18 protein-coding genes are annotated in these 14,608 nt (G+C 40.0%); 17 read left to right on the forward strand and 1 reads right to left on the reverse strand.

What is annotated here, in order from left to right; translation table 11 throughout:
* The first annotated feature begins 13 nt into the window (after positions 1-13).
* The 12 genes from rplR (at position 14) to AAC388_RS02215 (ending at position 7,594) form a co-directional block, all read left to right on the forward strand.
* Positions 14-364, forward strand: coding sequence for a 50S ribosomal protein L18 (gene rplR / locus AAC388_RS02160; RefSeq protein WP_002049741.1), 351 nt, complete (start codon positions 14-16; stop codon positions 362-364).
* Between the two features lie 2 nt (positions 365-366).
* Positions 367-864, forward strand: coding sequence for a 30S ribosomal protein S5 (gene rpsE, locus AAC388_RS02165; RefSeq protein ID WP_001141025.1), 498 nt, complete (start codon positions 367-369; stop codon positions 862-864).
* 6 nt (positions 865-870) lie between these two features.
* Complete coding sequence (gene rpmD, locus AAC388_RS02170) at positions 871-1,047, forward strand: 50S ribosomal protein L30 (RefSeq protein WP_000849088.1); 177 nt, start codon at positions 871-873, stop codon at positions 1,045-1,047.
* A gap of 3 nt (positions 1,048-1,050) precedes the next feature.
* Positions 1,051-1,491, forward strand: coding sequence for a 50S ribosomal protein L15 (gene rplO / locus AAC388_RS02175; RefSeq protein WP_002116985.1), 441 nt, complete (start codon positions 1,051-1,053; stop codon positions 1,489-1,491).
* Between the two features lie 45 nt (positions 1,492-1,536).
* Complete coding sequence (secY, locus tag AAC388_RS02180) at positions 1,537-2,856, forward strand: preprotein translocase subunit SecY (protein WP_014207743.1); 1,320 nt, start codon at positions 1,537-1,539, stop codon at positions 2,854-2,856.
* A gap of 20 nt (positions 2,857-2,876) precedes the next feature.
* Complete coding sequence (rpmJ, locus tag AAC388_RS02185) at positions 2,877-2,993, forward strand: 50S ribosomal protein L36 (RefSeq protein ID WP_000867907.1); 117 nt, start codon at positions 2,877-2,879, stop codon at positions 2,991-2,993.
* Positions 2,994-3,099: 106 nt separating this feature from the next.
* Positions 3,100-3,456, forward strand: coding sequence for a 30S ribosomal protein S13 (rpsM, locus tag AAC388_RS02190; protein ID WP_000090815.1), 357 nt, complete (start codon positions 3,100-3,102; stop codon positions 3,454-3,456).
* A 19-nt stretch (positions 3,457-3,475) separates the two neighbouring features.
* On the forward strand, positions 3,476-3,862 hold the full coding sequence (rpsK, locus tag AAC388_RS02195; RefSeq protein WP_001040166.1) for a 30S ribosomal protein S11: 387 nt from the start codon (positions 3,476-3,478) through the stop codon (positions 3,860-3,862).
* 12 nt (positions 3,863-3,874) lie between these two features.
* Positions 3,875-4,501 (forward strand): 30S ribosomal protein S4, encoded by a 627-nt coding sequence (gene rpsD, locus AAC388_RS02200; protein WP_000135204.1) that lies wholly within the window; start codon positions 3,875-3,877, stop codon positions 4,499-4,501.
* Between the two features lie 17 nt (positions 4,502-4,518).
* Positions 4,519-5,526: a DNA-directed RNA polymerase subunit alpha gene (rpoA, locus tag AAC388_RS02205; protein WP_002116730.1), complete on the forward strand. Its 1,008-nt coding sequence runs from the start codon at positions 4,519-4,521 to the stop codon at positions 5,524-5,526.
* A gap of 18 nt (positions 5,527-5,544) precedes the next feature.
* Complete coding sequence (rplQ, locus tag AAC388_RS02210) at positions 5,545-5,922, forward strand: 50S ribosomal protein L17 (protein ID WP_002049717.1); 378 nt, start codon at positions 5,545-5,547, stop codon at positions 5,920-5,922.
* Positions 5,923-6,103: 181 nt separating this feature from the next.
* Positions 6,104-7,594, forward strand: a complete 1,491-nt coding sequence (locus AAC388_RS02215; RefSeq protein ID WP_202724341.1) for an NAD(P)/FAD-dependent oxidoreductase — start codon at positions 6,104-6,106, stop codon at positions 7,592-7,594.
* Between the two features lie 50 nt (positions 7,595-7,644).
* On the opposite strand, the gene AAC388_RS02220 is transcribed toward AAC388_RS02215, so the two are convergent.
* Positions 7,645-8,817, reverse strand: a complete 1,173-nt coding sequence (locus AAC388_RS02220; RefSeq protein WP_342371132.1) for an acyl-CoA dehydrogenase family protein — start codon at positions 8,815-8,817, stop codon at positions 7,645-7,647.
* A 188-nt stretch (positions 8,818-9,005) separates the two neighbouring features.
* On the opposite strand from AAC388_RS02220, the gene AAC388_RS02225 reads away from it, so the two are divergent.
* The 5 genes from AAC388_RS02225 (at position 9,006) to AAC388_RS02245 (ending at position 14,553) form a co-directional block, all read left to right on the forward strand.
* A complete protein-coding gene (locus tag AAC388_RS02225) occupies positions 9,006-9,263 on the forward strand; it encodes a succinate dehydrogenase assembly factor 2 (RefSeq protein WP_002117064.1) in 258 nt (85 codons plus the stop codon).
* A gap of 6 nt (positions 9,264-9,269) precedes the next feature.
* Positions 9,270-9,659 (forward strand): hypothetical protein, encoded by a 390-nt coding sequence (locus AAC388_RS02230; RefSeq protein WP_342371133.1) that lies wholly within the window; start codon positions 9,270-9,272, stop codon positions 9,657-9,659.
* 770 nt (positions 9,660-10,429) lie between these two features.
* Positions 10,430-11,518: a hypothetical protein gene (locus AAC388_RS02235; protein ID WP_014207738.1), complete on the forward strand. Its 1,089-nt coding sequence runs from the start codon at positions 10,430-10,432 to the stop codon at positions 11,516-11,518.
* 84 nt (positions 11,519-11,602) lie between these two features.
* Positions 11,603-12,178: a rhombosortase gene (gene rrtA / locus AAC388_RS02240; protein ID WP_270906973.1), complete on the forward strand. Its 576-nt coding sequence runs from the start codon at positions 11,603-11,605 to the stop codon at positions 12,176-12,178.
* A 179-nt stretch (positions 12,179-12,357) separates the two neighbouring features.
* Positions 12,358-14,553, forward strand: a complete 2,196-nt coding sequence (locus AAC388_RS02245; RefSeq protein ID WP_342371134.1) for a TRAP transporter large permease subunit — start codon at positions 12,358-12,360, stop codon at positions 14,551-14,553.
* Positions 14,554-14,608 lie beyond the last annotated feature (55 nt).

Consider the following 14,608-nt stretch of genomic DNA (forward strand, 5'->3'; position numbering starts at 1 on the left):
GCGCGAGGTTCTTATGAACGAAAAGAAACAATCCCGTTTGCGTCGTGCGAAAAGCACACGCTTGCACATTCGTGCATTGGGTGCGACTCGTTTGTGTGTAAACCGCACTCCGCGTCACATCTATGCTCAAGTTATTTCAGCAGATGGTGGCAAAGTTTTAGCACAAGCTTCAACTTTGGATGCATCTTTACGTAGCGGTACTACAGGTAATGTAGACGCGGCTACTAAAGTAGGCGCTTTAATCGCAGAGCGTGCGAAAGCAGCTGGTGTAACTAAAGTTGCATTTGACCGTTCTGGTTTTAAATATCATGGTCGTATCAAAGCCTTGGCTGATGCTGCTCGTGAAAACGGCTTGGAGTTCTAATCATGGCTAAAGTTGAACAAAACGAAGGTCTTGTTGAAAAGCTGGTTGCCGTTGATCGTGTAGCCAAAGTTGTTAAGGGTGGTCGTATCTTCTCTTTCACAGCATTAACTGTTGTGGGTGATGGTAATGGTCGTGTTGGTTTTGGTCGTGGTAAAGCTCGTGAAGTTCCAGCTGCTATTTCTAAAGCACTTGAAGCTGCACGTCGCAACATGATTACTGTAGACCTTGCAGGTACTACTTTACAACACCCTGTGAATGCTCGTCATGGTGCAAGCCGTGTATATATGCAACCTGCTTCTGAAGGTACTGGCGTAATTGCTGGTGGCGCTATGCGTGCCGTTCTAGAAGCTGCAGGTGTACATAACGTACTTGCTAAATGTTATGGTTCTACTAATGCTGCAAACGTAGTAAACGCAACTTTCAAAGGTTTGCGTGATATGACTTCTCCTGAGAAAGTCGCTGCGAAACGTGGTAAATCAGTAGAAGAAATTCAAGGGTAATCAATCATGAAAACGATTAAAGTTACCCAGACTAAATCTTCTTCACATCGCTTGAAAAATCACAAGCTTTGCTTACAAGGTTTAGGTCTGCGTCGTATTGGTCATACTGTAGAAGTGCAAGATACGCCTTCTAACCGCGGTATGATCAACAAAGTCTACTATATGGTTAGTGTAGAGGAATAAGCCATGACTCTGCGTTTAAATGAACTTGCGCCTGCAGAAGGTGCAAAACGTGAACACCGTCGTTTAGGCCGTGGTATCGGTTCTGGCGTTGGTAAGACTGGTGGCCGTGGTGTCAAAGGTCAAAAATCACGTAAAAGTGGTGGCGTTCGTCCAGGCTTTGAAGGCGGTCAAACTGCGATTTATCGTCGTTTACCTAAATTCGGTTTCACTAGCCAAATCGCTTTAAAAACTGCTGAAGTACGTTTATCTGAGTTAAGTAAAGTTGAAGGCGACATCGTTAGCCTAGAAACTTTGAAAGCTGCGAATGTTGTTCGTCGTGACCAAATTCGTGCTCGTATCGTACTTTCTGGTGAAATCACTCGTGCATTCACTGTTCAAGGTGTTGCATTGACTAAAGGCGCTAAAGCTGCGATTGAAGCAGCTGGCGGTAAAGTCGAGGAGTAATCTCGAGTGTCTATGTCTCCTAGTTCTTCAGGTCATGTCAACATGATGAAAGGTCAGCCATTTCATGTGAAATACCGTGAAATTATTCGCCGGATGAGTTTTCTAATCGGTGCATTGCTGGTCTTTCGACTAGGAGCGCATATTCCAGTACCAGGCATTAATAATGCTGCGTTAGAAAATTTATTTCATGCGAACCAAGGAACTATTCTTGGGCTATTCAATATGTTTTCTGGCGGTGCTTTAGAGCGAATGTCTATTCTTGCTTTAGGGATTATGCCGTACATTTCTGCGTCAATTATTGTGCAGTTAATGTCTACTGTAATTCCATCACTTGAAGCCTTGAAAAAGGAAGGTGAGCAAGGTAAGCGTAAAATTAATCAGTATACGCGTCAGGGCACATTGTTGCTTGCAGTGGTTCAAGCAGTTGGTATGTGCGCAGGTTTGATTGGTCAGGGTATTACTCTGTCAGTTGGTCTTGCGTTTTATATCCCAGCAGTAACTTCACTTGTCGCTGGAACTATGTTCTTAATGTGGCTAGGTGAGCAAATCACTGAAAGAGGTATTGGTAACGGTATCTCAATGATTATTTTTGCAGGTATTGTTGCTGGTTTGCCTAAACTAATTATGCAATCAGTTTCTTCTGTAGATAATGGTCAGACAAGTTTAATTGGTCTTGTAATTTTTGGTCTTTTGTCTTTAGGTGTATTGGCAGCTATTGTGTTTATTGAAAAAGCACAACGTCGCATTCCAGTAAACTATGCGCAAAAGCAACAAGGGCGTCGTATATTTACAGCACAGCAGACGCATTTGCCATTAAAAATTAATATGGCTGGTGTTATTCCTGCGATTTTTGCAAGTTCTTTACTCTTGTTCCCAGCAAGTCTTGGTCAATGGGTGGGAAGTGCAGATCCAAATGCTGGTTTTATTAAAAGCAGCTTACAAGATTTAGCTTTAGTATTGTCGCCTGGACAGCCTTTGTATTTGGTGCTCTTTGGTGCGTTAATTATCTTTTTCTGTTACTTTTATACGGCTTTAGTATTTAGCCCTAAGGAAGTATCAGAAAATCTAAAACGCAGCGGAGCTTATGTGCCTGGTATTCGCCCAGGTGAGCAAACTGCTCGTTACTTAGATCATATTCTTAATCGTTTGACGTTTATTGGTGCGATTTATATTACGGTCATTTGTTTAATGCCAATGATTCTACAAAGCTCTTTTGGGATTCCATTCTATTTGGGTGGTACCTCATTATTGATCGTAGTTGTCGTGGTTATGGACTTTATGGCTCAGCTACAAGCGCATTTAACATCTCATCAATATGATAATCAAACATTAATGAGAAAAACGACTGCTCATCCTAAGGGATAAGCGCACTTAGAGGTTTCATCATGAAAGTACAAGCTTCTGTAAAGAAAATTTGTGGTAGCTGTAAAGTTATCCGTCGTAATGGGGTTATTCGCGTAATTTGTAGCGCAGAACCTCGTCATAAGCAGCGTCAAGGTTAATCTAATCAAGACCTGTTGATTTCAGTAGGCGAATTGGGTTAATATCCGCCCCTCAAGATTTTTGTGGGGCGGTTGATTATCTCTACTGCCTTTTTGGAGAAAGTGAATGGCTCGTATTGCCGGTGTAAACATTCCGGATAACAAGCATGCTGTTATCTCCCTCACTTACATCTTTGGTATCGGTCGCCACACTGCTAAGAATATCTTAGCTGCAGTTGGTATTACTGAAACTACTAAGATCCGTGAGTTGGACGATGCTCAGCTTGATGCGATTCGTGCAGAAGTTGCTAAGGTTCCTACCGAAGGTGACTTACGTCGCGAAATTTCCATGAACATTAAACGTTTAATGGATTTGGGTTGCTACCGCGGCCTTCGCCATCGTCGCAGCTTGCCTGTCCGTGGTCAACGCACCAAAACTAACGCACGTACCCGTAAAGGTCCGCGCAAACCGATTAAAAAGTAAGATTTCTGGAAGCTAAAAGATGGCTAAAGATACTCGCACACGCAAGAAGGTCACTCGTACCGTCTCTGAAGGTGTTGCACACATTCACGCGTCTTTTAATAACACCATTGTTACGATTACTGATCGTCAAGGTAATGCATTGGCTTGGGCCACCTCAGGTGGACAAGGCTTCCGTGGTTCACGTAAATCAACTCCGTTTGCTGCTCAGGTAGCTGCTGAAGTTGCTGGTAAAGCAGCTTTAGATTATGGTTTGAAAAATCTGGATGTCCTTGTAAAAGGTCCTGGTCCAGGTCGTGAGTCTGCGGTTCGTGCATTAGGCGCAGTGGGTTATAAGATTAACAGCATTACCGATGTGACTCCAATTCCTCACAACGGTTGCCGTCCACCTAAAAAACGTCGCGTGTAAGGAGAAACATTCATGGCTCGTTATATTGGTCCAAAATGCAAACTCTCTCGCCGCGAAGGGACAGACCTGCAACTTAAATCTGGCGTTAAACCATTTGACGTCAAAACTAAAAAAGCTAACAAAGCACCTGGTCAACATGGTCAGGCACGCGGTGGTAAGCAATCTGAGTATTCACTACAATTACGTGAAAAACAAAAAGTCCGTCGTATTTACGGTGTGTTAGAACGTCAATTTAGTAACTACTATAAAGAAGCAGCTCGTGTTAAAGGCGCAACAGGTGAGAACTTGTTGAAATTGCTTGAAAGCCGTCTTGATAACGTTGTTTATCGCATGGGTTTTGGTTCTACACGTGCAGAAGCTCGTCAGTTAGTAAGTCACCGTAGCATTACTTTGAATGGTCGTCGTGTAAACATCGCATCTATTCAAGTTAAAGCTGGTGATGTAATTGCGGTTCACGAAGGTGCTAAACAACAATTGCGTATTAAAAACGCGATTGAGTTAGCTGCACAACGTGGTATTCCAGCTTGGATCGAAGTTGATCATTCTAAGCTTGAAGGTACGTTTAAAGCTGCACCAGATCGTTCTGATTTACCTGCTGAAATCAACGAAAGCTTGATTGTAGAATTGTATTCTAAATAATCCTTGAGGTAGCAATAATGACGCGTACTGCAAACGAGTTTCTAACTCCGCAAGCGATCAAGGTCGAAGCGGTAAGCGGGACCTCGGCAAAAGTGATTCTAGAACCTTTAGAGCGTGGTTTTGGCCACACTCTAGGTAATGCTTTACGTCGCATTCTATTGTCTTCTTTACCTGGCGCTGCTGTGGTTGAAGTAGAAATAGAAGGTGTCGAGCACGAGTACAGTACTTTAGAAGGCTTGCAGCAGGACATCGTCGAGCTCTTGCTGAACCTAAAAGGATTGTCTATTAAGCTGTTCGATCAAAATGAAGCATATTTAACATTAGAGAAACAAGGTCCTGGCGATATTACTGCTGCTGATCTTCGTTTACCTCATAATGTTGAAGTGGTTAACCCAGAACATTTAATCGGTACTTTAAGTGCTTCAGGCTCATTAAAAATGCGCTTGAAAGTTGCTCAAGGTCGTGGTTATGAAACATCTGATTCTCGTTTCCCTGAAGGTGAAACACGTCCTGTTGGCCGTTTGCAATTAGATGCTTCTTATAGCCCGATTAAGCGTGTTTCTTACACCGTTGAAAATGCGCGTGTAGAACAACGTACCGATTTAGATAAACTGGTAATCGACCTTGAAACAAATGGAACGGTTGATCCTGAAGAAGCAATCCGCAAAGCGGCAACAATCTTGCAACAACAAATTGCAATTTTTGTTGATCTTCAGAAAGACCAAACTCCAGTTGCTCAAGAGCCTCGTGAAGAAGTTGACCCAATCTTGCTTCGCCCAGTAGATGATCTAGAGCTTACTGTTCGTTCTGCTAACTGTTTGAAAGCAGAAAATATTTACTACATTGGTGATCTTGTTCAACGTACTGAAGTTGAGTTATTAAAAACTCCTAACCTTGGTAAAAAATCGTTAACAGAGATCAAAGATGTTTTGGCATCGAAAGGCTTACAACTCGGTATGCGTCTTGAAAACTGGCCACCAGCTAGTCTTCGTATGGACGACCGTTTTGCCTATCGTAGCCGTTAATTAAGTAGGACTATCACCATGCGTCATCGTAATAGTGGTGTGAAATTAGGCCGTACAAGCAGCCATCGTAAAGCGATGTTCCAAAACTTGGCTAATTCTTTATTTGAACACGAGTTGATCAAAACAACTGTGCCTAAAGCTAAAGAATTACGTCGTGTTGCTGAGCCTTTAATCACTCTAGCAAAAAACGATACTGTAGCAAATCGTCGTTTAGCATTTGCTCGTACTCGTAATGCTGCAACTGTTGGTAAATTATTTACCGTACTCGGCCCTCGTTACAAAGAACGTAACGGCGGTTATCTACGTGTTCTTAAAGCGGGCTTCCGTGCTGGTGATGCAGCACCGATGGCTTACGTTGAGCTTGTAGATCGTGAAGTAAACACTTCAGCTGAATAATTGATTTTATTCAAAAAAGACCGGTTTTATACCGGTCTTTTTTATTCCTAGCCACAAAATAAATTATAAAAATGTCCTCAAGTGACATAAAAAAGTAGATAAACGGTCAAACTTGACATTGTGTATTGTCAAAATTGTGTTTTAATAAACTTATATTCTCAACAATGGGTATAAAAATAAAATGGAAAAGCAAGTTGATATTTTAATCATTGGCGCAGGTATTTCAGGAATCGGAATCGCTGCCCATTTGTCAAAAAATTCACCACAACGACAATTCGAGATTTTAGAACGTCGTGAGTCTTTTGGTGGAACATGGGATCTTTTCCGTTATCCTGGTATCCGTTCAGATTCAGATATGTCTACCTTTGGTTTTAACTTTAAACCTTGGTGTAAAGCGAATGTATTAGCTGATGGTGCTTCTATTAAAGGATATTTAGGTGAAGTAATTAATGAATTTAAATTAAAAGAAAAAATTCATTTTGGTCATCGTGTACTTTCTGCTAATTATGATTCGGCTTCAAAAAAATGGCAGGTTGTAGTCGAAGATAGCAATAAAAAACAGCAGACTTGGATTGCCAACTTTGTTGTAGGTTGTACAGGTTACTATAATTATGATCAGGGCTATGCGCCTTCTTTCTCAAATCAAGAAGCATTTAAAGGGCAACTCATTCACCCACAGCATTGGCCTGAAAACTTAGATTATGCAGGTAAAAAGGTGGTTATTATTGGCAGTGGTGCAACAGCGATTACTTTAGTACCAGCAATGGCTAAAGGTGGGGCAGGTCATGTGACCATGTTGCAGCGTTCACCAACGTATATTGCTAGCGTTCCTTCTATCGATTTTATCTATGAAAAAACACGTAAATTTATGTCTGAAGAGGCAGCTTATAAATTTACTCGCGCTCGCAACATTGGTATGCAGCGCGCTATTTATGCGCTGTCTCAGAAACATCCTAAAACTGTACGTCGTTTACTTTTAAAAGCAATTGAAGTGCAGCTTAAAGGTAAGGTTGATATGAAGCATTTTACACCTTCATACAATCCTTGGGATCAGCGTTTATGTGTAGTGCCAGATGGGGACTTATTTAAGATTTTACGTGAAGGCAAAGCGAGTGTAGAAACTGATCAGATCGAGAAATTTACTGAAAAAGGTATTTTACTTAAATCTGGCAAACATCTTGATGCTGATATCGTTGTTTCTGCAACAGGATTACAGGTTCAGATTATGGGTGGAGTTCAGGCTACTCTTGATGGGAAACCAATCAACTCATCTGAACATATGCTTTATAACGGCATAATGCTAAGTGATGTGCCGAATATGGCGATGATTATTGGCTATGTGAATGCCTCATGGACACTCAAAGTAGATATCGCTGCCGAATATATTTGTCGCTTATTAAACTATATGGACAAAAATAGTTATGATGAAGTGATTCCATCGGGTGATAAGACTGTGATGGAAGAAGACACCGTAATGGGTAAACTATCTTCAGGTTATATTAATCGTGCAGCACATGAACTTCCTAAACAAGGTAAACGTGCTCCATGGCAGGTGACTAATAACTATTTAGAAGATAGAAAGTCTTTGAAAAATGCAAAATTTGAAGATGGCATTCTTCATTTTCATAAGCGTTCTGAAGCGAATGAGCGTAAACCAAAATTAGTATCTTAAGTCCTGTTAAATAAAAAAAGGGGCGTAATGCCCCTTTTCTTGTGAAGGTATTAAAGTGTTCTTGAAATTAATTCTTTCATGATTTCATTTGTACCTGCATAAATTCGATTTGCTCGATGATCAATGTATGCACGTGCAATTGGATATTCAAGCATATAGCCATAACCACCATGTAACTGAAGACATTCATCTACAATCTTCGAGAACATATCAGAAATTCTATATTTAGCAGCAGCTGCAGCTTCGACACTCAATTTTTCTTCAAGTTGTAATTCCATACAACGATCTAAATAAGTACGGCAGAAATCGATTTCAGTTCTGAGTTCAGCAAGTTTAAAGCGCGTATTTTGAAATGCACCAATAGGTTTACCAAATGCCTTACGATCTTTTGTATATTGGACGGTATGTGCAAATGCTGCTTCAGCACCTGCCTGACAAATAATAGCAACTAACATTCGTTCCCATGCTAATTCTTTCATGAGCATGATAAAGCCCATACCTTCCATGCCTAAAAGGTTTTCTTTAGGAACGCGAACGTTATCAAAGAATAATTCGCAGGTATCTTGGCCTTTCATACCAATTTTGTTTAGTGGTTTACCTTTACTAAAACCAGCTCTGTCTGCTTCTACAATAATTAAGGATAAGTTCGCCGAACCTTTCTCACTATTACCAGTCTTACAAACAACTACGGCCATGTCGCATAAGTAGCCATTTGTAATAAAAATTTTAGAACCATTAATGACATATTCATCACCATCAAGTACGGCGGTGGTTCTTACCGCTTGTAAATCTGAGCCAGTGCCTGGTTCCGTCATTGCAATAGCAGTAACAACTTCTCCAGTTGCCATTTTGGGTAACCATTTTTGTTTTTGCTCTTCATTACCAAAATTATTAACGTAATTAGCAACAATATCGGAATGTAGAGAAAAACCTGTACTTGAGTCCATCGCATACGCTTGTTCTTCAATAAGAATCATACTGTATAGGCGATCTACCCCAGAGCCACCATATTCCTCTGGCATTGTGGTGCAAAGAAGACCTAGTTCTCCAGCTTTATTCCAAAGATCTCGGTCAACATGTTGCTGTTTTTCATATTTCTCTATATTGGGAACGACTTCCTTTTCATAGAATTTACGCACTGTCTCACGGAAGGCTTCGTGTTCTTCATTGAATAATTGTCTTGGTAACATATTTGGAATAGGACGGATGGCACCAGATTGCATTTGTATTTCTTCCTTGGTTCAGGTGTGATGTTATGCCCTAAACATACGTAAGCATTTCATGCCTAACAATGTGATGAATGCTCAATTATGCGGATAAGATGATAAATTTGGTCAATTTGATATTTTTAGCGATCTTTAGGATGTGATCAGGTAAACTAGGCGCACTATCAACACAGATGGGGACGTAAATGTCTGACGAAATGACCTTGGAAGAACGTAAAGTAATTTATCGAGCACGCCGCGGCTTAAAAGAAATTGACGTCTATTTTGACCCGTATGTAAAAAACTATTATTTAAAAGCTGATCCAGCAGAAAAAGCATTATTTGCAGAGTTAGTCGATCAAGAAGATCCGGATTTATTAGATTGGTTCATGGAAGTTTCTGAACCTCCACGTACTGAGTTACGTGAATTTATTTATAAACTAAAACAGTATGTGCATGGCTAAACTGTTTTGATAAAAGAATTAAATTTTGAGCTGAAATATAGCCGTGTCTCGGTAATATTTCAGCTTTTTGTTGGTTTGGGTTTAGCCATCCTGCTTTATCAGTTATTAACACCGATATGGTGGCTATATGCTGCCGTTCTTCTATTTATTGGTTCTATTTTCTTTTTAAAGCAAGCACAAATATCTCAAATTGAATATTTAGATCAAAAATTATGGTCGGTTGCATATTTTTCGGAAAAAGAAATTTACCGCGCGGAAATTACTAAAATAATTGATTATCAGTTATTTGTAGTTATTTATCTTGAAAAAACTCCTACGAACATAGCTATTGTTTGGTTCGATCAGCTTCCTATTCAGCAGTGGAAAAGATTAAAAGTTTTAGAAAAGCTTTATTAATTGTTAGACAATTCTACAATTGTATATTTATTTAAAAATTATAAAAAACAAAAGTTTAATAATTATTTTCTTCATTAAACTTCGGATTGTCTAATTAAAATATAGAAAAAAGCCAAGGAAAGACAATTGTCTGACAATTTCACCTATGGGTAACTATTTGATCGGTTAAAGTACAAACACCAACGTAAAGTGTGTCGGAGGTCTCAAAATGGAGATGCCAACATGGTCGTTCTTGGTCATTGCCATAATTCTGGCAGTGGTGATAGGAAGAGCAGGAACTTTACTCAGGGAACATCTTAACAAAGTTAGTTTTAACAAGGTTAAGAGACAGAGGATGCAAGGTCGTCGATCAGTCAATTATTAAAATTGGTTAATCGATTAATTTCATCAAGTGTCCAGTTTATAACTGGGTGCGATTGTAGTAAGGAGGTCTCTCATGGAGATTTCAATGTGGATGTTTCTGTTAATTGCAGTCGTTATGGCTGTAGTAGTAGGAAGAGCAGGAACTTTACTTAAGGATTATATAGAACAAAAATAATATAAGCCGTTAAAAGCTTATCCCAGTTAATAAGTAGCATGTGCTGAACCGTCGCAATGCTACTTTTTTTTGCCTAAAATTTCTGTTTCCTCGAAAAACTGTCAATTTTATCTGCTGTGAAGTGTGTCAAAGTATAAGCGCTACAATTAGAGTAATTACTCTTTTATTCAAGATATGCATCTGCTAATGTACATCTGAAAAGGAAAAAACAAATTACATAGAGGACAGGAAGATGTCTAAAGTCCAAAAAATAAGCCAAGGTTTGGCGGTGAGTTTTCTTGCAGCTTCAGTTTTATCAGGTTGTTCATACGTTGTGAAAACCGGAGCAAATGTTGCTCTAGGTTTTACGGAAAAGCACGTCGTTCCACCTATTTTGGCAATGCAAGATGCTGAAATGGTATGTAATACCGGTAGTGCGTTAACACCTGCAATCATGTCTACTAAAGGGATGGGTGCAGATCCGACACGTGTTGCAGTATTAATGTATGCAGCATCAGGTGTATGTGCGGAAAATCAAGCTTTAGAACAAGAACTGCGTTATTTACGTGCTTCAAAAGCAGGTCAAGTGACAGAAGCCCAAGATGCACGTATTGCACAGAAGCGTTGGGCAGCAATTGCAGCTGAACGTCAGTATACAGGCTATAAATTATTTGCTGATCGTTGGGAATCTAAATATAAATATCACTTAGGTGACTCTTGCCCAACAATGCGTAATGATACTGATCAAACCGTTTATTTACTTGGCATGATCAGTGGTCTTCAGGCTGTGACCAACGATATTAACTCAGGCGGCGCAGTCAATGTTCCTAAAGATATCGCTGCTATTGTAGAGCGTGGCATGGTTTGTCTAGATAATGAAAAATTCTGGGGCGCACCTAACGCAACGCGTGCCGTTATCTGGACTTTATTGCCAGGTGCTGATGAAGGGAAGCCTGATCCATACCAAACTTTAAAACAGTCAATTCAGATTGGTGAGAAAAAAGGTGTTCGCCTATCTCATGCCTTATATGCCGTAGCTGCGCAAGCAAGCGGTGATGATGCAAAAATCCGTGATGCATTAAGATCTTATGCTGCGTCTCAAGCTGATGACAAACCTGTTAATCCTAACTTTAAGTTAATCGATAGTATGGCTGGCCTTATTGTACGTGGTATCTCTGACCGTTACTGGACTGAACATACTGGTGTACGTACCGGAGATGATGGTATGTCTCATTTCTGGGATGATAAGAATGAAGGTGCAGCAGAGCTAGATGAGTTGTTTGATGGGGGAGCCGCTTCTGAAGTTCCTGCTGATTCATCTGCTCCACCAGCAGCGCAGTAAAGAATATTTGAAAGCCTAACTTCTTGCGAGTCTATTGTTAAGTTCTACAATAATCGTAAGAAGTTTAATTTCAAGGAGTGTGCCATGAAGGATCATGTACTGAATAGTAAAGTGCTTTTGGTCGCAGTGTGCATTTCCATATCTGCTTGTCTACAGGTGTTTCCCGATACTTTTATTTATTGGCGCGAAAGTTTACTTGGCGAATTCTGGCGTTTATGGACTGCACATTGGGTACACGTTGGATGGGTTCATTTCCTTTTAAATATGATGGCATTTGCCTGTTTACCCTTTATCTTTCCGCATACAAAAGCATGGCATCTTCTAAGTCTACTTTTGCTATTGCCACCTTTTATTAGTTTGGTGTTCTACTTTTATTTACCTTATATCGAAGCTTATGCGGGCCTATCTGGTGTCTTACATGGGCTATATACAGCGGTTGCTTTGGTCTATCTGCAATATCGTAAAGAGCGAAATTTCGCTTTGCTGGTTTTAGGGTTAATTATTGCCAAACTTATATGGGAAAACACTTTTGGGCAAACAGGGACCGCTCAGTTAATAGGGAGTCCAGTTTTAACTGAAGCTCACCTATATGGAGCAATTGGTGGCGCAATCTTTGGAGGATGCTATTGGTTTTTTCAAAGATTAAAAAAGAAACATTGACAATACAAACTGTTAAAAAAGAGATTTTAGTCATTCTTTATTAACAAAGTTTGATGCAAATTTGATCGTTGAATAAAGGGATTGGTAGAAGGGGGATGGATTTAACCCCTGACCAAGAAAAATTGCATGACTCAATTCTTTAATTTTTAGGGACTTGAGAGAACAAAATTGGAATATTTATGCAAGAACATCAAGAAAAAAGATCTGGATTAGGTCTGCTGGGTTATATCTGGAACGAATGGATCTCAACATTCGTCATCCTCATTCTGCTATTAATGACGCTAATTATTGGTACCGGGGAAATGATCCACGGACAATTATTACGTATCGGGGAACGTCTATATGGCGACCCTGCTACAGGTATGCAATATTCTTTTTTGCGTGCTGAGCCTGAAAAGCCAACTTGTGATCGACATCCAAATATCGAGGCTCAAGTAAAAGAACAAATGAAAGCGAACGCGTCTGATGATTTCGCGAGTTTCTTTGGTGCAGCATCGGAAAGTGATGTCCGTGCATCACTACTCGCAGCGCAGCAACAATGTGATGAAAAATATCAGGCGTATGATAAAACTATTAAATATATCGAAGCTAACCCAGGGGTACGTACTTACCGTGCTATCGAGACAGGTTTCTTTGGTATTTTTAAATTTGGTACAGAAAACCGTGCCATTTTACTAGTCTTTATGGTTCTGATTTCTGCGATTACTGCATCGTTGAAATATCACCATATTGGTTTGCGTAATCCGGCAACAAAAATAGATTACAAAGTGTATTCTCTGTTTATGTTGATTGGTAATGCACTACTTAGCTGTTCTGTCATTAGTCAGTATCGTTCAGTCATAAATTCTGGGGTAACACCTACCTATGAAACAGTAACGATTTACTGGATCTGGATGATTCTATTTGTTGTTCTGACTTTAATTAGTCTTTATCAATTATTTGTTTCACCTCTACCAAAGCGTGAAGGTGGGAATATAGGCTTAGCCTTATTATCGGTGCCTTTATACGCTTACATGGCCCTAATTACAGGCATTGTATTTACATTCTTTATGGATTACCCAATGGGGCAAGGTATTTACCTTGGTTTATTGGTTGAGTTCTCGGGTATTTTCTTAAACCTTGCCTTGTTTATTTGGGCAGGTATGCTTTTAACTCAAACACGCGTTATGGACTTGTTCCTTAATGTGCTTCGTCCATGGAACTTGGCGCCAGAAACCTTAACTTGGTTAATTCTAATTGCTGCTGCTGTACCCACAGCCTATACAGGTGCATCAGGTATTTTCGTTATCGCAGCAGGTGCAATTATTTATAAAGAAGTCTGGAATGCGGGTGCTCGCCGTCAATATGCTTTGGCTGTGTCTGCAATGTCAGGTTCTTTAGGGGTAGTTGTACGTCCATGTCTATTAGTCGTTTTAATTGCAATGCTTGATAGCCGTCATGTTACGTCGGATGAGCTATTTGGGCATGGTATTTATGTATTTTGGTTAACTGCATTTATTTTCTTGGGTGTTTCACTACTTTTAGCTGAAGAAAAATTCCGTGTGAATTCACCAAAAGTTGCGATTCCGGGCATGATGCGTGCCTTTGTACCTGTAATTCCATACATTCTGATCACTGCTGTTGTTCTTGCGATCTATAAATATGCATTAGATACAGGAATGAACGAGTTTACTGCACCAGTAATTTTGCCATTAGTTCTGATCGCAATGATCTTGTACGACAAATTGGTTGCGACCAAAGAAGCGCCTGCAATCAATATTCATGAAGCGATTGTTCGTGAACACGAACAAAAATCACCATTCTTGCGTGCACATGATCCGCATAGCTCTCAATACCGTCTTGGTTTTGGTGGAGCACTTCGATTTGCGACCTCAGAAACTGTAGGTCATATCGGTGCTTTAATTATCTTGATGGCATTGTCTGCAAGTGTAGGTGGTTTAATTGAACGCTCTGAAGTGGTCGAATTATTACCGACTCATTTGGGCAGTATTTACATTTCACTTGCATGTATTGCGCTATTACTTGCCATTATTGGTATGTGTACAGATCCATTTGGTGCTGTAATTTTAGTTGCTGCAACTATTGCACCTGTAGCATACGAAAATGGTATCCATCCAATTCATTTCTGGATGATTGTGTTGGTTGCATTCGAATTTGGTTACGTAACACCACCAGTTGCCTTGAACCATCTACTTACGCGGTTGTCCGTCGGAGATGATGAAGTGAATGCTGCTGATGCTGAAGCGAAAGAGAAATATACAAGCTTCTACTTCCGTTATGAGCGCTGGTTGCTACCAATTATTGTCTTGTTCTCATCATTGGTATTAGTGACTTATGTGCCATATGTATTTAAGTTATTCGATTGGTATAAATAACTTAAATCAAAGTATTGGTTATACAAAAAAGCCTTCCTAAATGGAGGGCTTTTTT

The organism is Acinetobacter sp. D009, from assembly GCF_038562025.1.
Classification (GTDB): domain Bacteria; phylum Pseudomonadota; class Gammaproteobacteria; order Pseudomonadales; family Moraxellaceae; genus Acinetobacter; species Acinetobacter pittii.